Source organism: Nonomuraea sp. NPDC049625, from assembly GCF_040675285.1.
Classification (GTDB): Bacteria; Actinomycetota; Actinomycetes; order Streptosporangiales; family Streptosporangiaceae; genus Nonomuraea; species Nonomuraea angiospora_A.
This window is the reverse complement of the sequence record NZ_JBFAOQ010000004.1, coordinates 800,929-822,767: the sequence shown is the minus strand read 5'-3', so window position 1 is coordinate 822,767 and position 21,839 is coordinate 800,929. Positions and strand designations below refer to the sequence as shown.

The 21,839-nt window shown below is 71.0% G+C and carries 22 protein-coding genes; 9 read left to right on the top strand and 13 right to left on the bottom strand.

Annotated features, from left to right (window positions below; translation table 11 throughout):
• The first annotated feature begins 24 nt into the window (after positions 1 to 24).
• Entirely contained in the window at positions 25 to 627 is a 603-nt protein-coding gene (locus AB0J87_RS22150; RefSeq protein WP_363967743.1) for a GNAT family N-acetyltransferase, read from the top strand.
• A gap of 245 nt (positions 628 to 872) precedes the next feature.
• Positions 873 to 1,553 carry a copper homeostasis protein CutC gene (locus tag AB0J87_RS22145; RefSeq protein ID WP_350724601.1) on the top strand — a complete coding sequence of 227 codons (681 nt, stop codon included), beginning with the start codon at positions 873 to 875 and terminating at the stop codon, positions 1,551 to 1,553.
• A 14-nt stretch (positions 1,554 to 1,567) separates the two neighbouring features.
• On the opposite strand, the gene AB0J87_RS22140 is transcribed toward AB0J87_RS22145, so the two are convergent.
• From AB0J87_RS22140 to AB0J87_RS22115, 6 genes are all read right to left on the bottom strand, one after another.
• Positions 1,568 to 2,710, bottom strand: coding sequence for an aldolase (locus AB0J87_RS22140; RefSeq protein ID WP_363967741.1), 1,143 nt, complete (start codon positions 2,708 to 2,710; stop codon positions 1,568 to 1,570).
• Entirely contained in the window at positions 2,694 to 3,995 is a 1,302-nt protein-coding gene (locus AB0J87_RS22135; protein ID WP_363967739.1) for an FAD-dependent oxidoreductase, read from the bottom strand. Before AB0J87_RS22135 ends, AB0J87_RS22140 begins: the two co-directional genes overlap by 17 nt.
• A gap of 19 nt (positions 3,996 to 4,014) precedes the next feature.
• Entirely contained in the window at positions 4,015 to 5,160 is a 1,146-nt protein-coding gene (locus AB0J87_RS22130) for an AMP-binding protein (RefSeq protein WP_363967737.1), read from the bottom strand.
• Positions 5,161 to 5,245: 85 nt separating this feature from the next.
• Positions 5,246 to 6,772: an AMP-binding protein gene (locus AB0J87_RS22125; protein WP_363967735.1), complete on the bottom strand. Its 1,527-nt coding sequence runs from the start codon at positions 6,770 to 6,772 to the stop codon at positions 5,246 to 5,248.
• Between the two features lie 16 nt (positions 6,773 to 6,788).
• Positions 6,789 to 7,826 carry a hypothetical protein gene (locus AB0J87_RS22120; protein WP_363967733.1) on the bottom strand — a complete coding sequence of 346 codons (1,038 nt, stop codon included), beginning with the start codon at positions 7,824 to 7,826 and terminating at the stop codon, positions 6,789 to 6,791.
• A 55-nt stretch (positions 7,827 to 7,881) separates the two neighbouring features.
• Entirely contained in the window at positions 7,882 to 8,949 is a 1,068-nt protein-coding gene (locus AB0J87_RS22115) for an LLM class flavin-dependent oxidoreductase (protein WP_350724612.1), read from the bottom strand.
• Positions 8,950 to 9,040: 91 nt separating this feature from the next.
• Between AB0J87_RS22115 and AB0J87_RS22110 the strand changes: the two genes are divergently transcribed.
• Entirely contained in the window at positions 9,041 to 9,526 is a 486-nt protein-coding gene (locus AB0J87_RS22110; protein WP_363967731.1) for a hypothetical protein, read from the top strand.
• Between the two features lie 58 nt (positions 9,527 to 9,584).
• On the opposite strand, the gene AB0J87_RS22105 is transcribed toward AB0J87_RS22110, so the two are convergent.
• Positions 9,585 to 10,520, bottom strand: coding sequence for an acyl-CoA dehydrogenase family protein (locus tag AB0J87_RS22105; protein ID WP_363967729.1), 936 nt, complete (start codon positions 10,518 to 10,520; stop codon positions 9,585 to 9,587).
• 133 nt (positions 10,521 to 10,653) lie between these two features.
• Here AB0J87_RS22105 and AB0J87_RS22100 point away from each other — a divergent pair, with 133 nt between their 5' ends.
• Together AB0J87_RS22100 and AB0J87_RS22095 are read left to right on the top strand one after the other, a co-directional pair.
• Positions 10,654 to 11,325 (top strand): hypothetical protein, encoded by a 672-nt coding sequence (locus AB0J87_RS22100; RefSeq protein ID WP_363967727.1) that lies wholly within the window; start codon positions 10,654 to 10,656, stop codon positions 11,323 to 11,325.
• A gap of 93 nt (positions 11,326 to 11,418) precedes the next feature.
• The gene (locus tag AB0J87_RS22095) at positions 11,419 to 13,161 is read left to right on the top strand and encodes a proline--tRNA ligase (RefSeq protein WP_363967725.1); all 1,743 of its coding nucleotides are present in this window, start codon (positions 11,419 to 11,421) and stop codon (positions 13,159 to 13,161) included.
• Between the two features lie 632 nt (positions 13,162 to 13,793).
• On the opposite strand, the gene AB0J87_RS22090 is transcribed toward AB0J87_RS22095, so the two are convergent.
• Genes AB0J87_RS22090 through AB0J87_RS22075 form a run of 4 tightly spaced genes read right to left on the bottom strand, consistent with a single transcriptional unit; the run spans position 13,794 to position 17,602 of the window.
• Entirely contained in the window at positions 13,794 to 15,293 is a 1,500-nt protein-coding gene (locus AB0J87_RS22090) for a tripartite tricarboxylate transporter permease (protein WP_363967723.1), read from the bottom strand.
• A 1-nt stretch (position 15,294) separates the two neighbouring features.
• Complete coding sequence (locus tag AB0J87_RS22085; protein ID WP_363967721.1) at positions 15,295 to 15,774, bottom strand: tripartite tricarboxylate transporter TctB family protein; 480 nt, start codon at positions 15,772 to 15,774, stop codon at positions 15,295 to 15,297.
• The gene (locus AB0J87_RS22080) at positions 15,771 to 16,757 is read right to left on the bottom strand and encodes a tripartite tricarboxylate transporter substrate binding protein (protein ID WP_363967719.1); all 987 of its coding nucleotides are present in this window, start codon (positions 16,755 to 16,757) and stop codon (positions 15,771 to 15,773) included. The genes AB0J87_RS22085 and AB0J87_RS22080 overlap by 4 nt, the downstream gene beginning before the upstream one ends.
• Positions 16,754 to 17,602 (bottom strand): hypothetical protein, encoded by an 849-nt coding sequence (locus AB0J87_RS22075; RefSeq protein ID WP_363967717.1) that lies wholly within the window; start codon positions 17,600 to 17,602, stop codon positions 16,754 to 16,756. The genes AB0J87_RS22080 and AB0J87_RS22075 overlap by 4 nt, the downstream gene beginning before the upstream one ends.
• A gap of 68 nt (positions 17,603 to 17,670) precedes the next feature.
• Here AB0J87_RS22075 and AB0J87_RS22070 point away from each other — a divergent pair, with 68 nt between their 5' ends.
• Positions 17,671 to 18,738 (top strand): DUF5937 family protein, encoded by a 1,068-nt coding sequence (locus tag AB0J87_RS22070; protein WP_355201577.1) that lies wholly within the window; start codon positions 17,671 to 17,673, stop codon positions 18,736 to 18,738.
• Positions 18,739 to 18,810: 72 nt separating this feature from the next.
• Here AB0J87_RS22070 and AB0J87_RS22065 read toward each other — a convergent pair whose 3' ends face one another.
• Together AB0J87_RS22065 and AB0J87_RS22060 are read right to left on the bottom strand one after the other, a co-directional pair.
• Complete coding sequence (locus AB0J87_RS22065) at positions 18,811 to 19,284, bottom strand: ferritin-like domain-containing protein (RefSeq protein WP_363967714.1); 474 nt, start codon at positions 19,282 to 19,284, stop codon at positions 18,811 to 18,813.
• Positions 19,281 to 19,748 (bottom strand): hypothetical protein, encoded by a 468-nt coding sequence (locus AB0J87_RS22060; RefSeq protein WP_363967712.1) that lies wholly within the window; start codon positions 19,746 to 19,748, stop codon positions 19,281 to 19,283. Before AB0J87_RS22060 ends, AB0J87_RS22065 begins: the two co-directional genes overlap by 4 nt.
• 298 nt (positions 19,749 to 20,046) lie before the next feature.
• Here AB0J87_RS22060 and rimP point away from each other — a divergent pair, with 298 nt between their 5' ends.
• The 3 genes from rimP to AB0J87_RS22045 are packed head-to-tail and all read left to right on the top strand — an operon-like array spanning position 20,047 to position 21,832.
• A complete protein-coding gene (rimP, locus tag AB0J87_RS22055; RefSeq protein WP_355201583.1) occupies positions 20,047 to 20,532 on the top strand; it encodes a ribosome maturation factor RimP in 486 nt (161 codons plus the stop codon).
• Positions 20,533 to 20,544: 12 nt separating this feature from the next.
• The gene (gene nusA, locus AB0J87_RS22050) at positions 20,545 to 21,549 is read left to right on the top strand and encodes a transcription termination factor NusA (RefSeq protein WP_363967710.1); all 1,005 of its coding nucleotides are present in this window, start codon (positions 20,545 to 20,547) and stop codon (positions 21,547 to 21,549) included.
• Positions 21,533 to 21,832: a YlxR family protein gene (locus tag AB0J87_RS22045; RefSeq protein WP_363967708.1), complete on the top strand. Its 300-nt coding sequence runs from the start codon at positions 21,533 to 21,535 to the stop codon at positions 21,830 to 21,832. The genes nusA and AB0J87_RS22045 overlap by 17 nt, the downstream gene beginning before the upstream one ends.
• Positions 21,833 to 21,839 lie beyond the last annotated feature (7 nt).

Below are 21,839 nucleotides of genomic sequence, written 5' to 3'. Positions count from 1 at the left end.
ACCCTACGCAACGGGAGTTGTATTATGCACACCAACACGCTTCTTCACCCGCTCGCGCTCCGCAGAGCTGAGCCCGAGGACCTTCCCGGCATACTCACGCTGCTCGCGGACGCCTCCGAGTGGCTCTACTCGCAAGGAGTGCGGCAGTGGCCGCGCGGGGGCTTCGGCCCCGAGCGCATCGTGCCGCTCATCGAGGAGCGGGTGCTGTTCCTGCTCGAAGACGAGCTCAGATACCTGGACCCCGACGAATCGGCCCCGCCGGTGGCCACGATAGCCGTCGACGACAACGCCGACCCCGAGTTCTGGACACTCGACGACGACCCCGGGGCTGCCCTTTATGTCCACAAGCTCGCCGTGGCCCGTCCCTGGTCCGGCAGCGGCCTCGGGGACGCCCTCCTGGACTGGGCCTGCACCTACGCCCACGCGGCCGGGCTGCCGTGGCTGCGCCTGGACTGCGCCAAGGGGAACTGGCGGCTGCAGGAGTACTACCGCAGGCGCGGGTTCCGCCACGTCCGTACGGTGGACCTTCCCCACCGCGCGTCCGGCGCCCTCTTCGAGCGCGCGTCGCGGGACCAGGCCACATCGGCCTTCCGTGACCTGACCATGGCCGAACTCATCTCCGCCTGACACCCCGCACTCATGGCCCCGGTCCCACCGGGATCGGGGCCAAGCGCCCGGGGGCGGCCCACAGGGCACGTGGCGGGCTGCGGGCTTGTCCGGTGGGGCCCGGCAGGGGGTTCCGGTCGCGCGGGCGCTGTGGGAGCGTTTGAGGGCCTGAAACGGGCCCTGCGGCGACGGGGGAGGCCGTTGGCGGGGACTTTTTGGTGTGATCAGCGGCGGAACGGTGCAGAGCACCATATAACCTCTCCTCCATGACCGGATCCCTGCTCGAGGTGATCGCCCTCAACGTGCGTGACGCCGTGGCAGCTGAACAGGGTGGAGCCGACCGGCTGGAGGTCGTCGCCGACATGGCGGCCGACGGGCTGACCCCTTCCCCGGACACGGTTGCCGCGATCGCCGCGGAGTGCCCCCTCCCTCAGATGGTGATGCTCCGCTGTGACGCCAACTTCATCGCCGACCCCGACGTGCTCGACCGCCTGAGGCGGGACGCCAAGGCGTTGGCGCAGGCGGGGGCGGCGGGGTTCGTGTTCGGGTTCCTCGACGGCTCGGGGAAGGTCGACCTCACGGCGACCGAGGCGCTCATCCACGCCGTCTCGCCGCTCCCGTGGACGTTCCACCGGGCGGTCGATCACGCCGCCGACGTCCAGGCGTCCTGGCGGGCCGTGCGGCTGCTGCCCAACCTGGCCACCGTGCTCACCTCGGGCTCGCCCAACGGGGTGGGGGAGGGGCTGCCGGTGCTGAGGGCGCGCGCCGACGCCGGTGACGGCTCGATCATCCTGGCCGGGGGCGGGCTGAAGCCGGCGCACGTGCCGGCGCTGCTCGACTACGGCATCCGCGCCTTCCACGTGGGCTCCGCCGTGCGGGCGAGCTGGTCCGACCCGGTGGAGTGGCGCCTGGTACGCCAGTGGCGGTCCCTGGTCGAACGCGACTGACCCCGCCCCTCACGTCAGGGCAGGGCCGCGTCCGCGCGCCTGAGAGCGGCCACCAGCGTGCGGATCGTGGCGGGCTCGTCCATGACGCCGCCCCCCGCCTCCCGCTGCTCCTCCCACGCTCTCACCCGCTCCTGGTACGCGTCATAGCGCTCCAGATGGAAGGCGAAAACGGTGGCGAAGCGGCTCACCAGATGGGAAGGATGCATGTCCCACCCCTGGTAGAAGCCGTGCCCCAGCGAATGCCTGACCAGCTCGGCGTGCCGCCGCCACAGCGCGTGCACGTCACGGGTGAGCCCGGAGGCCGGAGAGGCGGCGAGCGACCCGTCCGACAGCTCCACCCTCGTGCCCGCGAACGCCGTCTGCATCACGTGCCGGGCATGGTCGCACGCCGGATGGTCCAGCCGCTGCTCGTGCGGCGGCAGCCCGATCGCGGCCGTGTAGTCGAAGACCCCGAAATGCGCCGCCGCGAGCCGCCCGCCCAGCGACTCCGCCAGGTCCCCGCGCAGGAAGTGCAGCGTCTGCGGCGCCTCCACCTGCATCTCGAACCGCAGCCGCACCCCCAGCTCGTCCTCCAGCCGGGCCAGCACCTCCGTGAACTGACCGAGGTAGGCCTCCATGAGGATCTTGGGAAAGGTCACCGTGAAACCCGGCGGCAGCTCGCCGGCCCGCCCCATCAGCCCCGAGAGGAACAGGTCGAGCGTGCGCACCGACCGGGCGGGATCCCCGTCGGCGAACGACTTCACCCGAGGCCCCCACCGCCGCGGCAGCGTGCCCGCCGCGTGCATCGTGGCCACCGCCTCGACGGCCTGCGCCACGTGATCGTCCTCCACCAGGTCGGGACGTACGCCGTACCCGTCCTCGAAGTCGATGCGCAGGTCCTCGATCGGCTCCGAGGAGAGCTTCTGGATCACCTTGGGGTGCACGGCGGCGGCCAGCCCGCCGGGCACCCCGAAGACCTCCGCCAGCGCGGCGGGATCGGGCAGATGCGCCTTGACCAGGGACAACGCCTGATCGCGCCACTCGGAGAGTGTGCGGATCGAGAACCGGTCGGCCGGGACGTAGACGGTGTGGACCGGCTGCCGGTCCGCGCCGGCGGAGGGATAGCGGGCCTGCTGGACCCGGTAGGCCTCGTCGAACCCCTCAGGAACGGAACGCACGGAGCATTGCCTCCAGGCCGACCAGCTTGACGCGTTCGCCGCGGCCCAGCGACCTGGCCAGCTCGGCCTCGGCCGCCTCGATCGCCAGCCAGTCGTCGTACGTTACGGGACGCACCCCGCGCGCGGCCAGCAGCGCGTCGATGGCCCCGCCGCTCACCCGCGGGCGATCCGAGAGGTCGGCGAGGAGCGTGCGGACCGTTTCCGCCGCGTCGGACTTGTTGGTGCCGATCACCCCGGTGGGACCGCGTTTGAGCCAGCCTGCCACGTATTCGCGGTCGCGCACCCGCCCGGCCTCGTTCGGCACGGTCATGGTCTTCTCCGAGAACGGCACCCCGGGCAGCGGCACGCTCTGGTAGCCCACCGAACGCAGCACCATGCCGACCGGCAGCGTCTCGAACTCGCCCGTGCCGACCACGCGCCCCTCCTCCGACAGGCGGGTGCGTTCGAGCTTGAGGCCCTCCACCCGCTCGGTGCCGAGGATCTCCACGGGCCGCAGCCAGAAGCGCACGTCGAGGCGGCGCGGGCGGCCCACCGGGTTGCGGGCGGCCCACGACTGCAGGACCTTGATGTTGCCCTGGACCTGGCGCGGGAAGTCGACGCCCAGGACGACGGCCTCGTCGGGGCGGACGCAGACGTCGGCGTTGGCCAGCTCGCCCAGCTCGCGCAGCTCCTTCAGGGTGAACTTGGCGTGCTCGGGGCCGCGGCGGCCGATCATGTGGATGGCCTTGACCTGGCTCGCCTCGAGGCGTTCGAGCACGTCGTGCGGCACGTCCGTGGAGCGCAGCTCCTCGTGGGTCTTGGCCAGGACGCGTACGACGTCGACCGCCACGTTGCCGACGCCGATCACCGCGACCTCGGAGCTGTCGAGCGTGAACCGCCCCGGATCGACGTCGGGGTGCCCGCAGTACCAGTTGACGAAGTCGGTCGCCGCCACGCTGCCGGGCAGGTCCTCACCGGGGATGCCGAGCTTCCTGTCGACCATCGCGCCCGTGCAGTAGACGACCGCGTCGTAGGCGCCCAGCAGGTCCTCGACGGAGACGTGCTCGCCCAGCGTGACGCCGCCGAGGAAGCGGACCTCGGGCAGTTCGAGCACTTTCCGCAGGTAGTTCGCGATCGACTTGATCGACGTGTGGTCGGGCGCGACGCCGTACCTGACCAGCCCGTACGGGGTCGGCAGGAGTTCGAGGACGTCGACCTCGACGGGCTCGGCCGACTGCTTCACCAGAGCCTCGGCCGTGTAGATCCCGGCGGGGCCCGACCCGATGACCGCCACGTGCAACGCCACGCTGCCTCCTAAGACTCGGTTACACGCGTCCCACCAGATGTAACCGGCCGGTGTGATCCAGGTATCCCCGATCGCCGGTCCGGATGAACCCGTCCCTCGCGAACACCGCATGATCGGTGTTCTTGCCAACGTAGCCGCTCATCACAGCCTCGGAGCGGAGGAGTACCTCGCCTTCGTCCTCATCTGACAGTACGCGTCCGTCGGCGCTCCTGATCGACACGTCCACACCGCCTCGTGGCCTGCCGACACAGACCTCGGCGTCCTCGGGCGGGTCGTCGGGCCGGGTGCCGAGCCCCAGCCCGGCTTCGGGGCAGATGTACCGGTTGCACACGGGCACGCGGTATCTGTCCCGCAACGCCCTGATCAGCTTGGGCGGGGCGGGCGCGCCGGCGGACAGGACGAGGGCCAGGTCCGGCAGGTCCCCGCCGCAGGCCAGGATGCGCGAGAGCTGGTACGGGGTGCCGTGGAGCACCTCGATCCCGTGCTCGCGGATCACCTTGATCGCGGCGTCCGGGCTCCATTCGGGCAGGACGTGACAGGTCCGCCCGGTCTGCAGGAACATCGGCAGCCGCGTGGCGAACCCGAGCCGGCCCAGCGGATGCGGCACCAGCCGCGCGTCGCCCGTCCCCCAGCGCGTCCCCGCCCCGTGGGCTCTGATCGCCTCCAGCTGCTTGTTGCCGAACACGACCCCTTTGGGTGGTCCCGTCCTGCCCGAGGTGAACGTGATCACGACCGGTCGTGCGGGGTCCGGCGGGAACGGCGGCGGTGGCGGCTCCCGCCTGCACAGGCTCCCGAGCCGGACGGGGCCGCCGCGCTCGATGGGCAGCGTCACCACGTCGAGCCCGGGCAGCGGCGGGAGCACCCCGGGGGCGGTGATGACGATGGCCGGGTCCAGCCGGGCCAGCAGTTCGGGCCGCTCGGTCCCGATGCCGGCCGTCACCGCGTCGATCTTCGCGGCCGCCACGTAGCAGATCACGAACTCGGGCCCGTCCGGGAGCGCCAGCGCCACGACGTCGCCGACGCGCGTCCCCCGATGGGCCAGCCCGGCGGCCACCTGGTCGGAGAGCCGGTCCAGGTCGGCGAAGGTCAGTACGGCGGAGCCGGTGACGACAGCGGCGCGCCCCCCGAATCTACGTGCGGCCTCCCCGGCCAACAGGCGCAACATGGCAGCTCCTGGGGCAGATGGCGCTAATTTGACCCTACCCGCCCTGGAGCCCCGGCAGACGTTCTCACCTTGCCGGAGATGGAGTTCACTCCCTCAGGAGAGCCTCGGCCGACGTGCGGAGCGCCAGCTTGTCCACCTTGCCGTTCACGTTCACCGGCAGCGAGTCCACCACCACGACCCGCCTGGGCACCTTGTAGTTGGACATGTTGTCCCTGGCCCAGCCGATCAGCCCCTCCGGATCGACGGCGGCTCCGGGCCGCGGGACGACGTACGCCACCCCCGCCTCCCCCCTGGCCGGGTCCGGCACGCCCACGACCGCCGCCTGCGCCAGCGAACCCTCCCGCAGCAGCAGCGACTCCACCTCGGCCGGCGAGACGTTGAACCCGTTGACGATGTAGAGCTCCTTCTTGCGGTCCACGATGGCCAGGTTGCCCGCCGGGTCCAGCACCCCCACGTCCCCCGTGTGCAGCCACCCGTCGCCGTCCACGACCTCCGCCGTCCGCGCGGGCTCGCCCCAGTACCCCCGCATCACCCCGTAGCCCCGCTGCAGGATCTCCCCGCGCTCCCCGGCCGCGACCTCCTTGCCGTCGTCGTCCACGATCCGCACCTCGATCCCGGGCACGGTCCGGCCAGTGGTGTTGGCGATGACGTCGATGGGGTCCCCGGCGCGGGTCATGGAGACGACCGTGCCCTCCATCAGCCCGTACGCGTTGATCATCCGCTCCAGCCCGACCCGTTCCACCAGCCGCGTGATCAGGCGGGCGGGGACGGCGGCGGCGCCGCAGATGGCCACGCGCAGCGAGGACACGTCCCAGGACCCGCGGTCCAGCTCGTCCAGTATCCGGTGGAAGAGCGTCGGCGGCCCGGCCAGCACCGTGATCCGCTCGGAGGAGATCAGCGACATCACGGCGTCGGGCGTGAAGACGGGGATCGGCATCATCGTGGCCCGGCGCAGGACGCAGGCGATGAGCCCCGCGTTCAGCCCGAACCCGTGGCTGAACGGGGCGACGATCGGATAGCGGTCGCGCTCGTCGAGGGTGACGATCTCGGACCAGTCCCAGTAGCCGCGCAGGACCTGGGAGTGGTCGATCATGACGCCCTTGGGCACGCCCGTGGTGCCCGACGTGGACATGATCTCGCACAGGTCGTCAGGGCGTACGGCGAGCGCCCGCCCCTCGGCCTCCCGGGCGGAGACCCGCGTGCCCAGGGCGCGTAAGTCGTCGGGGCGGTGCAGGCCGGAAAGGGGCGGCAGCAGGTCGGCGAGGGGGGCGGCCGACGGGCCCGCTCCGGTGATGAGCACCTTGGCGCCGGTCTTCTCGATCAGCTGGGCGGCCTCGATGCCCTTGAAACGGGACGAGAGCGGCACGATGACCGCCCCCGCGTCCCAGATCCCGAACGCGTGCCGCACCCAGAACGCCGAGTTCACCCCCCACATCGCCACCCGGTCACCGGGCCCGACGCCGAGGGCGATGAGGCCGCGGGCGATCTCGGCCGCCGAGGCCCGCAGCTCGGACAGTGTCGTCCGCGTGCCGCCCTCGGCGATCACGACGGCGCCGGGGTGGGTTTCTGCCTGGTCGCGAAGCATGCGGGGGAGCGTTCCCCAGTCCGGCATCGTTGCCATGTTGCCCCTAGGTGATGAGAGCGCGGTCCCTTCCGAGGTGGTGGCCGCGCAGGTCGTTCACCGTGCCCGGCGCGGGGCTCTCGGAGACGTCCTGGGCGATCTCCACGTCGATCGAGATGGGCGTCAGCGCCTGGACGGCCTGCTGGATCCGCGACTTCCACATGGGGTTGCGGACCAGGCTCGCCCGGCTGAACGTGACCGTGAGCACAGCCGCGTCCAGCGTCCCCTGGCGGCTGATCGACAGGTCCCAGCCGGACACGCCGTCGACCTTGGACAGCGCCTTCTCGATGCGCGGCAGCGCCAGCCACACGCCTCTGACCAGCACGTGGTCGCCCACCGTGTGGGCCGGTGCGGGCATGCCGGCACCGGCGAGCCGGGCGACCTGGCCGGTCCTGAGCACGGTGTCGCCGGCCGCTGAGGTGACGACCAGCTCGGCGAGCTCGGCCGCGGGGTCGGGGGAGTCGTCCTTGGTCAGCGCCGCCAGGCCCAGCACGTCGTCGGCGAGCGGGGTGAGCGGCTCGTCCTCCGACGCCCGCCACGCCAGGGCGCCGCCGGTGAACGGGCTCGCGAACACCTCCGTCACCCTGGCCTCGAACTCTCCCGCCAGGTGGGCGATCGTCCGTTTGGAGGCGATCTCGCCGGTGAGGACGATGTTCCTGATCCCGAGGTCCAGCGGGTCCAGCAGGAACTCCAGATGCAGGCGGGCCAGGAAGTCCATCGCGCCCGTCGGGGTGCTGACCAGGGTGGAGGCCTTGAGGGCGGTCAGCGCGTGGTGCAGGCGCATCCGGCCGCGCGGGCCCACGTCGGCGGCGGCCTCGGCCACGTCGGCCGCGGCGGCCGTCCAGAGCGCTCCGGCGGGTTCGGCGAGTGCCACCACGACGCGCTCGCGCTCGCCGACCCCGCACTCACGCAGGGCCTTCGCGGTCAGCACGTGGTCGCGGGGGTCCAGCGGGACGGCGCTCGACAGGTCGGGGGAGACGAGCAGGAGTCCGGTGGCGGACCGCGCGGCGGCGCCGAGGTCGTCACGGGTGAGCCAGCGGGCCATCAATGCACCATCTCCGTACGGTCGGGCGTCCGGGGCGTCGGGCGAGGGCGGCCCGTCAACGCGCCACCTCGGTCATGAACAGCGTCATCGAGTCGCAGACCCGGTCATGCGCCAGCCCGCCCACCTGCGCCTGGATGATGAGGTCCGTCGCGCCCGCCTCGGCGATCCTGGCCAGAGCCTTGCGCGAGCCCTCCACGTCGTCGACCACCACCATCAGGTGCTCGCGCAGCGTGGCCATGGACTCGTCGGGCGGCATCCCGGCCGCGAGCTGCCCCAGCACCCGGTGGGTGGCGTGGCGGGCGTCGTAGTAGTCGGGCGGGGTGACGAGGTTGACCTGGCGGCGGATGTACCACAGGACGGCGTCGGCGGCCGAGGCGGTCGCCTCGTCGCGGGTGGGGGCGACGTACCAGGGGATCATCAGGGCGACGCGGCGGCTCGCGGGGTCGAAGCCGTGCTCCGCCAGACATTCCCGATATTTCGTGATGTCGGAGGCCACGTCGTCGATGCCCTTGAGCATCGTCATACCGAGCAGGTTGTACCCGTGCTTGGCCGCCGCCAGATAGCCCTCCAGCGAGGTCGACGCCACCCACACCGGCGGGTGCGGCCGCTGGGCCGGGCGCGGGTAGACGGCCACGTCGGGGATCTCGAAGAACTCGTTCGACCGGCTGATCGGCTCGCCGTCGGCCTGCCAGATGGCCAGCGTCGCCTCCAGTGAGTCCTCCCAGATCTGCCGCGACTTCTCGAACGGCCGCTGGAACGCCTGATACTCCAGGGGCGAGGCCCCCCGTCCCGTGCCGAACTCCACCCGGCCGCCGCTCAGCACGTCCAGCGTGGCGACGCGCTCCGCCGTGCGGATCGGGGACTGGAACGGCAGCAGCACCACGCCGAGCCCCAGATGGATGCGCTCGGTGCGCTGCGAAATGGCGGCCAGGACCAGGTCGGGCGCGGAGGAGTGGGAGAAGCCCCTGGTGAAGTGGTGCTCCACGAACCAGGCCGTGTCGAACCCCAGCCGGTCGCCCAGCACGACCTGGTCGACCACGTTCTGGAAGGTCTGCTGCTCCACTTCGCGGGTGCGACCGCGAACCTCCAGCTCATACCCCAGGCTGATCCGTAGGGACGTCATCGCGCCTCCGAAGTAGTGAACCAAGCGCTCGCTTGGTAGAGCGTATCAGCAGCGAAGACTTGCGGGAAGGGCGCGTGCCCGATCAGAGTGGATGGCTGTGAAGCGAAAGCGCGCGCTGCGGCGGCCTAAGGACGGCCCGTATCCCGATTCCGCCGACGACGACCTCTCGCTCACCAGCGCCCGCAGGTATGAGGCGTTCGGCCGGGTGATGGCCGCGCTGGCGACCGAGGCCGACTTCATCGAGTCGTGCCGCGACCTGACGTGGTGGCGAGGGGCCGATCACAGCTGGCACATCGAGTGGCGCGACGGGCCATACGCGTCCGAGGTGGCCTCACTGCTGGTCCAGCAGGTGCGCGACCCCGACTACGACGGCCCGCTCGTCACCGAGGCCGGTCCGGGGAGCAGCGGTTCGGCCGTGCTCGACGTGATGGGCGTGCGGTTCGAGCTGCGCGCCATCGACCCGATCGGGCGGGCCACCGTACGGGAGCGGCCCGGCTTCTGGCGCCTGGCCGAAGCCCTCGACACCACCCGCCGCACCAACACCCGCCACCCCTGGGAAGAACTGCTCGGCGGCTGACCCCGCCGCGACTACTTCCAAAGGGACCTTCGCCGAAGTGCGGCGGGATGCGGGAGCGCTAGGCGAGGGCGTGGGCCGCCAGGCGGGCGCGATGGGCTTGCGGCGGCCCGAAAAGCTGCGCGTCCGAGGTGGCCCGCTTGAGGTAGCGGTGCGCAGGATGCTCCCAGGTGATCCCGATCCCGCCGTGCACCTGGATGTTCTCGCCCGCCGCCGTCAGATACGCCTCCGTGCAGTACGACCCCGCGATCGCCGCGTACACCTCGTCGACCGCCGCCGCCCCCGCCGCCGACCTGGCCGACTCCACCGCCAGCAGCAGATCGGCGAGCTTGTGCTTGATCGCCTGGAACGACCCGATCGGCCGCCCGAACTGCCGCCGCCGCTTCGCGTGCTCCACCGCCATCTCCAGGCACCGCTGAGCCCCGCCCACCTGCTCGGCGGCCAGCGCCGCGATCCCGAGGTCGCGTACGCGGGGCCACGAAGAGCCGTCGCCGAGCCGCCGTACCGGGGTGTCCTGGAAGGAGAGCTCCCGCAGCGGCCGGCTCTCGTCCATGGTCCGGTACGTCCTCGCCCGGGTGGGCACTGCCGCCACCAGCAGCCCGTCCGCGTAGACCAGCGCCAGCTCGCCCGCCAGCGCGTACGGGACCACGCCCGTGAGCAGGCCGGACTCCAGCCGGAGGGCACCCTCGCCCGGCGGCACCACGGTCGCGGTCGTGGCGCCGTCGGCCAGCGCCGGGAGGAGGTCGTGCGCCCCGCTCGCCGTGAGCGCCTCGACGGCCATCACCGCCGTCTGCAGGAAGGGGTGGGGCGACAGCGCCCGGCCCAGTTCCTCGCTCACGGCGGCCATTTCGGCCGGACCGCATCCCGCGCCGCCGTGTTCCTCGGGGATCAGCAGCCCCGCGATTCCCACGTCGTGCGCGAAAGCCTGCCATGGTGCGTCCGGCCGGTCGGCGAGGTAGTCGCGGACGACGGCGCGGAGCTCATCGGGGAGTGCCACGGACCCATGCTAACCAAGCGATTGTTTGTTTTTGCATTCGGGTTGCCCAAATTTGCCTTTTTTGTACAGTCACATAATCTGGCACTGGTCATCCCAAGGGTTACCCGGGGGAGGGTTGACCAGGGAAATGGATATGGACGACACCAGCATCGACTACGCCGACCTCGCCGAGTACGACCGGCGACAGCGCGGCATCGAACGTCACCTTCTGTCGGCTTTCTTCGGAGGACTCGCCGTCGGGCTCGTCGGCATGCTCCTCGCCGGCAAGGGTCCCGCCTGGGTCGGTCAGATCTATGACCCGTACGTCTACCTCGGCCTGTCGCTGGCCGTGGGCGCCACGGCGTCGGGGTTCGGGTGGGCGTTGCTGACGACGTTCCTGGCCGTGGCGTCCACGCTGGTCGCGGCCATGGGCACGAGCGCGCTGAGCGGCAGTATGGCCTTCGACGTCGTCGGAGGCAGCGCCGCCGGGCTCAACTGGACGCTCGCCCTGCTCGTCGCTCTGGGCCTGCTGGCGTTCACCACCCGCAGGGAGGACGTCTGGGGCGACCTCGCGGCGGGCGCGGTCGGCGCGGCGCTGATCGCGGACGTGGTGGACCGGGCGACGCCGGGGTTCATCGACAGTGAGCGGTCCTTCTGGCCGGTCCCGGCGCTGTTGATCGGGTTGCTGTCCGTCGCGCTGGTGTTCATGCTGCGCAGGAACGCCTGGGGCCGGGTACGCGCGCTGGCGCTGTCGGCGGTGTTCTCCGCTCTGTTCACGGCGTTTCTGGCCGCCTTCGTGTCCGGCTGGATCCCGTTGACGGTCTGAGTCCTGCGGGACCTGTGGATAAGCTCGCGCGCGGCGGCACCCGGAGTCGATAGCCTGTAATCCTTCACATCCAGGTTCGAGCAAGGAGTAGCCGTGTTGCTGCGCATGTCGTCGTTGTTTCTTCGCACCCTGCGGGACGACCCGGCAGACGCGGAAGTGCCGAGCCACAAGCTCCTGGTCCGCGCCGGCTACGTTCGCCGGGTGGCACCCGGCATCTACTCCTGGCTGCCCCTCGGCAAGATGGTGCTGGAGAACGTCGCCAGGATCGTCCGCGAGGAGATGAACCGGATGGGCGGTCAGGAGGTGCTCTTCCCCGCCCTGCTGCCCCGCGAATACTACGAGGCCACCGGCCGCTGGACCGAATACGGTGACACGCTCTTCCGGCTCCAGGACCGCAAGGGCGCCGACTACCTCCTCGGCCCCACGCACGAGGAGCTCTTCACCGACATGGTCAAGGGCGAATACTCCTCGTACAAGGACTATCCGGTCACCCTCTACCAAATCCAGACCAAATACCGCGACGAGGCCCGGCCCAGGGCGGGCATCCTGCGCGGGCGCGAGTTCCTGATGAAGGACTCGTACTCGTTCGACCTCGACGACGACGGGCTCAAGCACTCCTACGAGCAGCACCGCGACACCTACATCCGCACGTTCGACCGGCTCGGCATCGACTACAAGATCGTGTTCGCCCAGTCGGGGGCGATGGGCGGGTCGGCGTCGGAGGAGTTCCTGGCGCCCACGCCCACGGGCGAGGACACGTTCGTGGCCTGCCACTCGTGCGGCTACGCGGCCAACGCCGAGGCCGTCGTCACGACCGCGCCCGCCGCCCGTCCGGTCGAGGACGCGGCGCCGCTGCAGGTCATGGACACGCCCGACACCCCGACCATCGAGACGCTGGTGTCGTACGTCAACGAGCACCACGGCCTGTCCGTCACCGCCGCCGACACGCTCAAGAACGTGGTGGTCAAGGTCACCACGCCGGGCTCCGACAAGGTCGAGACCCTGATCATCGGCGTGCCCGGAGACCGCGAGGTCGACTTCAAGCGCCTGGAGGCGGTGCTGGCGCCCGGCGAGCCCGCCATCTTCGAGGCCGCCGACTTCGCCAAGCACCCCGGGCTCGTACGCGGCTACATCGGGCCGCAGGTCCTGAGCTCGCTCGGCATCCGCTACCTCGTCGACCCCCGGGTCGTCACCGGCACGTCCTGGGTGACCGGCGCCAACGAGCCGGGCAAGCACGCCGCCAACGTGGTGGCCGGGCGCGACTTCACGCCCGACGGCACGATCGAGGCCGCCGAGGTACGCGCCGGCGACCCCTGCCCCCGGTGCGGCTCCGGCCTGTCCATCGACCGCGGCATCGAGATCGGCCACATCTTCCAGCTCGGCCGCAAGTACGCCGACGCCGCCGGCCTCGACGCCCTGGGCCCCGACGGCAAGCCGATCCGCATCACGATGGGCTCCTACGGCATCGGCGTCTCCCGGGCCGTGGCGGTCATCGCCGAGCAGGCCCACGACGCGCTCGGGCTCGTGTGGCCCCGCGAGGTCGCTCCCGCGGACGTGCACATCGTCGGGACCGGCAAGGAAAACCAGGTGGAGGCGGCTCTGGAGCTGGGAGCCGAGCTGGAGTCGCGCGGGGTGCGGGTGCTCGTGGACGACCGGCCCTCGGTTTCGCCGGGGGTGAAGTTCAAGGACGCCGAGCTGCTGGGGCTGCCGACCATCGTGGTGGTCGGGCGCGGGCTGTCGCAGGGGGTCGTGGAGCTTCGGGACCGGGTCTCCGGTGAGAAGTCGGAGATCCCCCTGTCCGAGGCCGCCGACCGCATCATCGCCGCCCTCGCCTGACCCACGCCTTCGCGCCGGGCCCCACGGGGCTCGGCGCGCCTTCGGGGGTTACGCACCCTTGGAGGCGGGGCGCCCTCGAACACCACCCACCGCGGCCGGCGATGCGCCCTCGGGTGGGGTCGTGCGCCGGGTAGGGATGCGCCCTCGGGAGCCGATGCGCCCGGGGCGGTGACGTGCCTCCGGAGACGTCGGGCTCCGGCTCGCGGGGCTCCGGGGCCCGGGAGGCGATGTCTCTTCTTGGGGCGACGCCGCTTCTTGGGGGCGACGCCGCGCCCACCTCCCGCCACCACGACGTGCCGGGCGCTGTCGTGATGAGCACCGCTCACGTGGTTGGCCGCCGTCCATGTGCGCCGGGCTCCGCCGCACGCCGTCCCGCCGACGCGGCGCGTTTGGGGGGTCTCCCCACGGTTGCTGCGATTGGGGACGTCTCCCACTGCGATGCCGCGTTGCGTCGTACCGACCAGCGCCCCATCGCGCCGCAGCCACCGCCACCGCCGTCGCGCCCCGTTGCGCCGTCCCGCTCCGCTTCCGGTGGACGGCGCTTCCCTTGAACGGCGCTGTGGTCGGACGTCGTCGCGTGCCGTTCCGACGAGGTGATGCGGGGGAGGCACGCGAGTGACGGGCTCGAGGTATCAGGCGATGGGCACGGGGGTTTTGGTGCGGCGGCGGAGCAGGGGTGGGCCGATGAGGCAGGCGGCTGCGATGAGCAGGATGGCCAGGGAGACCGGGCGGGTGACGAAGATCGAGGGGTCGCCCTCGCTGAAGGCCAGGGCGCGGCGGAACTGGACCTCCATCAGCGGCCCCAGCACCGCTCCCAGGATCAGCGGCGCCACCGGGTACCGGGCCCGGTGCAGGATCCAGCCCAGCAGCCCGAACCCGTACGCCACCAGCACCTCGAAGATGCTCTGGGAGATCGAGTAGACCCCCAGCGTGGCGAAGGTCAGGATGGCGGCCGTGAGGAGGGCGGCGGGGACGGTGAGGAGCTTCACCCAGACCCGGATCAGCGGCAGGTTGAGCACCAGCAGCATCACGTTCCCGATGTAGAGGCTGGCGATCAGCGTCCACACCAGCACCGGTTGCTGGTCGAAGAGCTGAGGCCCTGGCTGCACGTTGTAGATCTGGAACGCGATCAGCAGCATGCTCGCCGTGGCCGACGTCGGGATGCCCAGCGTCAGCAGCGGCACCAGGACCCCCGAGAACGCCGCGTTGTTGGCCGCCTCGGGCCCGGCCACGCCCTCGATCGCGCCCTGGCCGAACTCCTCCTTGTGCTTGGACAGCCGCTTCTCGACGTTGTAGCTCAGGAACGTGGGAAGCTCGGCGCCCCCGGCGGGCAGCGATCCGATCGGCAGGCCGAACAGGGTCCCGCGCAGCCAGGGTTTCCACGACCTGCGCCAGTCCTCGCGGGTCATCCCCACTTTCCCGGAGACCGCGACCGGAGGTTGCGCCGGCTGGTGCCGGGAGGCGGCCGTGGAGATCGCCTCCGCCACCGCGAACAGTCCCACGGCGACCGCCACCACCGACAGTCCCTCGTAGAGGTCCGGCACGCCGAACGCGAACCGCGGCTGCCCGGTCATCTGGTCGATCCCGACCATCCCGATCGTCAGGCCGAGGAACAGGCTCGACAACCCCCGTACGATCGAGTCCCCCATGAGCGAGGTCACCGTCACGAACGCGAGCACCATGATCGAGAAGTACTCGGCCGGCTGGATCAGCTTGGCGATGTTCGACATGCCGGGGGCCAGGAACGTGATGACGACCGTCGAGATCGTGCCCGCCACGAACGACCCGATCGCCGCCGTGGCCAGAGCCGCCCCGGCCCGGCCGCGCCTGGCCATCGGATAACCCTCGAGCGTCGTGGGGATCGAGGCCGTCTCGCCCGGGATGTTGAGCAGGATCGCGGTCGTCGAGCCGCCGTACATGCCGCCGTAGTAGATCCCGGCGAACATCACGAACGCCCCCACCGGATCGAACACGAACGTCAGCGGCAGCAGCAACGCGATCGTCGTGGCGGGCCCGAGCCCGGGAAGCACGCCGACCAGCGTGCCGACGGTGACGCCGAGCATGGCGAGCAGCAGGTTCTGCAGGCTCAGCGCGTGGCCGAAGCCGTCCAGCAGGTTGCCGAGCACGTCCATCTCAGATCGCCAATCTGACCAGGCCCGGCGGCAGCGAGATGCCGAGGAGCCGGTCGAACAGGAAGTACGTGGCCAGCGCCAGCGCCAGCCCCACGAGCACGTCGCGCACCAGCCTCCTGCTGCCCAGCACCCTGGCGACGGCGACGAAGAAGGCGGTGGTCGCCTGCCAGTAGCCGGCCGGGACCAGGAGGATCGCGTAGCCGGCCAGGCTGCCGATCAGGAGGAGGACGGAGGGCCAGTGCGGCTTCTCCGCCACCTCAGCGCCGGCATCGGTGGTGGCTGGGGCCGGCTCCCGCGTACCCGGTCTGAAGGCCTGGACGACCCCGATGATCGACACCACCGCCAGCCCGATCCCCACCAGCAGCGGGAACGCGCGCGGCCCCACCGCCTGGTAGCCCTCGCCCTGCGGGATCGCGAACGCCTGGGCCAGCACCACCACGGCCGCCGCCAGGAAGCCGAGCGAGACGATCCGCTGGGTCACTTGCCGAGCCCCAGTTCGCCCAGGATGGTGGTGACCTGGGTTCGCTGCTGGGCCAGCACCTGGCCGAACTGGTCGCCCGGCTGCCAGTCCTCGACCCAGTTGTTGCGCTCGAGCACCTTCTTCCAGCAGGGGGTCTGGCGCACCTTGTCCAGCAGTCCGATGACGTCCTGCTGCTGCTCCTTGGTCAGCCCGGCGGGAGCGAGCACGCCGGCCAGCGTGGAGATCGCCGCGTTGGCCAGGCCGAGCTCCTTCATCGTGGGCGCGTCGATGCCCGCGACCCGCTGCTCGGAGTCCACCGACAGCACCCGCAGCTCGCCCGCGGAGATCTGCGCGCGCAACTCGGCGACGGTGTCGATGCCGGCCGTGGCGGCGCCGCTGAGCAGCAGGTTCAGGGACTCGCCGCCGCCCGCCGTGGGCACGAAGTTGACGTCCTTGGCGGCGACGTTCCGCTCCTTGGCGAGGCCCGCCACCGTCATCTGGCCGGGCCCGCCGAGCGAGCCGCCCGTCCACTTGACGCTGTGGGGCTTGGCCTCCATGGCGTCCAGCAGCGACTTCAGGTCCTTGTACGGCGACTTCGCCGCCACCACGATCGCGGTCGGCCCCCGGCTCAGCCCGGCCACGGGGGTGAGGGTGGCCAGGTCGACCGGCGACTTGTTGTTCACGATGCCGCCCAGCATGGTCACGCTGTCCATGACCATGAGCTGGTACGGGTCGCCCTTCTTCTTGGCGAACTGGGCCAGCCCGATGGTGCCGCCCGCGCCGGGCACGTTCGTGACCGTGGTGTCCACGTCGGCCACCTTGCACTCGCTGAGTGAGCTGGCGATGCCGCGCGCCCGCGTGTCCCAGCCGCCGCCGGGGCTGCCCGGCGCCATGATCGCCAAGGGCTTGCTGGGATAGCCGCCACCCGAGTCGGTGGCCTCGCCCACGGCGCAGCCGCTGAGCGTCACGGCCACCGCGGCGGCGGCCAACAGCTTGATCTTCATGATGACTCCCGGGGGGTGAGGATCGATGCGAAGAAGTCCTTGACCGGCTCGAGCACCGACATAGGGTCGTGACCCACGCCAGGCACGACGTCGAACCGCACGTCGATGCCATGGGCCGCGAAGTTGTCGCGCAGCGCCTTGAGCCGTTCGATGCGGGTGACCCCGTGGGCGTCGGCGCCGTCCATCCAGTTGGAGTCGCCCTGGTTGTTGATCTCCCAGGTCTCCACGTCCGCACTGCCTACGACCATCTGCACCGGCACGTCACGAAGCTCCTCGAATCTGGGAGCGCTGCCGAACTCCTCCTCGAACCCCTCCAGCCCGATCCACCACGGGCTGCTGTGATCGATGTACGTTATCCGCCCTGGTGCACCGATTGACAATCCGGTGAGCCGGTCGGGGTGCAGGTAGGCGAAGCGGTGCACGAACTGGCCGCCGCCCGAGAACCCGTGCAGGAGGAACCGCTCGGTCCGTACGTTGAAGCGCTCGCCGATCTCTTCGACCATGGCCAGCAGCGCGTGGTCGAAGCGGATGTCGCCGTACTTGAGGAACTTGAAGCTGTGCAGGTCGTAAGGGTCGTCGCCGATGCCGGCGGGGAAGAGCGGGGCCAGGACGAGGCAGCCGTGCTTCTCGGCCCACTCGGCGAAGTTGTCCCGGTACTGCGGGCCGCGCCGTCCCGTGCCGTGCTGCAGAACCGCCAGCGGCAGGGGAGCGCCGTCCTGGTCGTGCGCCGACGGGACGTACAAGCAGTAGGAGAACCTCTGGTCGTACCTCGACGCGAATACGGTCGTCGCACCCGCCGAATAGAAGCCGGTCGGATGCTTGACCACGTGCAGTTCCTCAGCCATGACGCCACAGCCTGGGCAAACGCCGGGTGACTCTCAAGCAGATTGTCGTCAACGCGGTAATGTGCAGGGTGGCTGTCACGCTCCTCCTCGACTCCCCCGGCACCGGATCCGTCGCCGTCCAGCGCTCGCCGCTGGCCGAGCTGTGCGCCTGCCTCCACGTCCTCGACGAGCCCGGCCACCACCCCGGCAGCGCGAGCTGGGTGGCCAGGGCGCACGCCGGGCTGGACAGCGAGCTGCTGGCCACCGCCGCCGCCTGGGCGCCGCTCTGGAGCGCCTTCCGCGCCCGCTACCTGCTGCCGCTGTCGGCGGGGCCGGCGCGTACGCTGGCCGGCGAGCTGCGGGAGGTGGCCGGGCTGCCCATCGGCGACTTCGTGGCGATGACCGTGCAGGCCCTCATCGGCAAGAACGACACCGAGCTGGCGCCCAGGCTCAGTGACGAGGTGCTGCAGCGGCTGCGGCTGATCTCCACCAGCCGCATGGAGATCGGCGCCCGGCTGCGCGCCGACCCCGAGGCGTTCCGCGGCGAGCTGCTCGGTTTCCTCGCCGACTTCGCCGCCGCGGCTTTCGACGCCGAATGGCCGTCGCTGCGGCCGGCCCTCGACCGCGACCGCGCCGAACGCGTACGCGACCTGCACCGGCGTGGCGCCCTGGTCCTGGCCGACCTCCCGACCGCGTCCACGTCGTCAGGCGCGCGAAGGCCGCTGCGCATCGTGTTCGACAAGCTCTACAACGCCACCGCCCGCGTGGACGAGGGGCGGCCCTGCCTGCTCGTCCCGACCGTCCACGGCCGGCCGCACTTCGTGATCAAGCACTATCCCGGCTACCCGGTCGTCATCCAGTACAGCGCCGACGGCGCCACCACGCCGACGCTGGAGACGGCCAGGCGCCGGCTCGCCGCGCTCCAGGATCCGACCAGGCTGCGGCTGGCGTACGCGATCCTGCGCAACCCCGTCGCCACCTCCGAGCTGGCCATCCAGCTCGGCATGACCGCTCCCCAGGTCTCCAGGCACCTGCGCAGGCTCAGGGAGGCCCAGCTCGTGCACACCCACCGGCGCGGCTCGGTCGTCTACTACCAGCTCGACGCCGACGCCGTCGAACGCCTCGGCCCCGACCTGCTCTCCGTCCTCTACCGGTGAAGCGCCCGAAGGACGCCGACCGGTCCCTTGACGATCTCTCCTCCGAAGGGACACCAGCCGAAGGGCGGAGGGTCAGCCGCCCTCCTGCGACGCCGAGGGTGACGAGGGCGGGGACGGGGGCGGCGCCGCCGCGGGCATGCCGGGGAAGGCCGGTGGCTGGGCGGGGCGGAAGGCGTACGAGCGGGTCGTCGCCTCCTGCATGGCCTGCGCGGCGTAGCGGCGCAGCGAGACGTCCTGCGCGGCGGCCAGCTCGAGGTAGGCGGCCGTGACGCCGGTCTCCAGGTGCACCGCCAGCTTGACCGCCAGCGCCGGCCCGGAGGGGAAGAACGGCAGCGCGTAGGACGCGTCGGGCTCGGCCGGCCGCCCGCCGCGCGCCGTGATCAACGTGCGGAGCTGGTCGCGCTGCGTCCGGTGGGCGTCGAAGGCCTCGCTCATCCTGGCCCGCAGCGACCCCGACGTCCGCGCCCCCAGCAGCCCGTACGCGAACAGCACGGCATGCTCGGCGGCCAGCGCCTTGCGGAGTTTCTCGACGTCGTCGGGGTTCACAGCGACCTCGGCAGGGCGAGCACGTGGGCGGCCTCGCAGGCCCCGATGCTGGCGATGAGCTGGGCCACGCCCGGTGAGACGCGGTCGAGCTGGCGGATCCGCAGGGCTGCCGCCTTGCGCTCCAGATCGCGCAGGCGCGACAGGGACGGCTTGGGGGAGGAGGTCGGGGTGGAGGTGGCGGTGACAGGCGGGGCCGAGGCCACGGTGACGTATTTGCGAAGCTCGTTCACGTGGGCCTGGTGACGATCACGGAACGGCACCAGTTTCTGCGCCCCGCCGGAGATCAGCGCCGAATAGAGCGCGATCGTCCGCTCCTTCTCCGCGATCAGGTCCTTCAGCAGCGTGGTCTCAGGGGAGTCGGAGGCCCGGACGGACGGCTGCGGCGGGCCGGTGGCGCTGCAGGCGGTGAGAGCGACCGCTCCGCCCGCCAGCAAGGCTCGCCGGGAGAGGTGACGCGGGCGCACGGGCTAGAACCTCCAGTGACGGTGGAGCCGACCGACGGAAAGCCGCCCATGGGCAGGCGCACCCGATCGACGCCGCGGCGGCGGGCCCTTCGGGGGCTTTCTCGTCGGTAGCATCGTACGGGCTGGTGCCCGCGATCGCTGTCAGGCGACGCTCCGCCATTCGACCATGACGAGTGGCGCTCTTTCCGTGCCCCCATACAGATAGGGTGTCAACTGTCGTCGCTGGCTGAGCGGCCAGACGGCGGAGAGCCAGAGGCGAGGTCCGCCCGGCTGAGACATGACAATAGGGGAGGTCGATATGGGCAGCGCATCACCCCGCGACCACCTGATGAAGCTCCTTGAGCCTGTGGTCAGCGCGGAGGGCCTCGATCTTGAGGACATCACGGTCACCCAGGCCGGCAAGAGACGGCTGCTGCGCGTGATCGTCGATCGCGACGGCGGCGTGAGCCTCGACGACGTGGCCGACGTGAGCCAGGCGGTCTCCACGGCCCTCGACGACGACGACTCGATGGGCCAGGCGGCCTACACGCTGGAAGTCTCCTCGCCGGGCGTCGACCGCCCGCTCACCGAGCCACGCCACTGGCGCCGCGCCGCGAAACGCCTGGTGAAGGCCGAGATGAGAGACGGCACCGTGGTGGAGGGCCGCATTCTGGCCGCGGACGAGGCCGGTGTCGACCTCGACGTCGAGGGCGCCGCACGAAGACTTGATTACGAGGACCTGACCCGGGGACGGGTACAGGTGGAGTTCCGCCGGATCGACGACGTCGACGGCGACGAAGGCTAAGGGGGAGCCGTCGTGGACATCGACATGAGCGTCCTGCGCAGCCTCGAGCGAGAAAAGGACATCTCCTTCGACCTGGTCGTCAAGGCGATCGAGGACGCGCTGCTGATCGCCTACTTCCGCACCGACGGCGCCGCCTCCAAGGCGCGCGCCCAGCTCGACCGCAGCAGCGGCCACGTCACGATCTGGGCCGCCGAGCTGGACGAGGACGGCGAGGTCGTCAGGGAGTACGACGACACGCCCAGCAACTTCAGCCGGATCGCCGCCACCACCGCCAAGCAGGTCATCCTGCAGCAGCTGCGCGACGCCGAGGACGAGATCAACTTCGGCGAGTTCGCCAGCCGCGAGGGCGAGCTGGTCTCCGGCGTCATCCAGCAGGGCAAGGACCCGCGGGTGGTGCTGGTCGACCTCGGCAAGATCGAGGCCGTGCTGCCGCACCCCGAGCAGGTCCCCGGCGAGGACTACGTGCACGGAGAGCGCATCCGCGCCTACGTCGTGCAGGTGAAGAAGGGCCACAAGGGCCCCTCCGTCACCTTGTCGCGCACGCATCCCGGGCTGGTGAAGAAGCTGTTCGCGCTGGAGGTGCCCGAGATCGCCGACGGCACCGTGGAGATCGCCGCGGTGGCGCGCGAGGCGGGCCACCGTACGAAGATCGCGGTCAGGTCGCGCAAGCCCGGCGTCAACGCCAAGGGCGCCTGCATCGGGCCGATGGGCTCGCGGGTGCGCAACGTGATGACCGAGCTGCACGGCGAGAAGATCGACATCATCGACTGGTCGGAAGATCCGGCCGAGTTCGTGGGGAATGCTCTGTCACCGGCGCGTGTTTCCCATGTCGAGGTGCTCGATCTCGAGGGGCGCGTCGCACGGGTGACCGTGCCCGACTACCAGCTTTCGCTGGCCATCGGGAAAGAGGGTCAGAACGCCCGGCTTGCCGCGAGACTCACCGGATGGCGGATCGACATCCGGCCGGATACTCAGGCCGAAGATGCCGCCGGTTCCGTAGATGCGTCAACACGGTAAGCTGGAATATGGTGGCCAAGCGACCCCACAGCGCACCTGTGTGGGCTGCAGGGTTCGTACGGCTAAGTCCGAGCTGGTCCGTCTGGTGCGGGTCGAGGACCATGTGGTCCCTGACCTGCGAGGACGGCTTCCTGGCCGCGGTGCATCGCTGCATCCGTCCTTGAGCTGTCTGGAGCTTGCCGAGCGTCGCCGAGCGTTTCCGCGCGCTTTCCGCGTGGCGGGGCCGCTTGACGTCTCGCGCGTGCGGGCGCAACTGGAGGGAGACCACGCAAATGTCATGTAGGACGCCG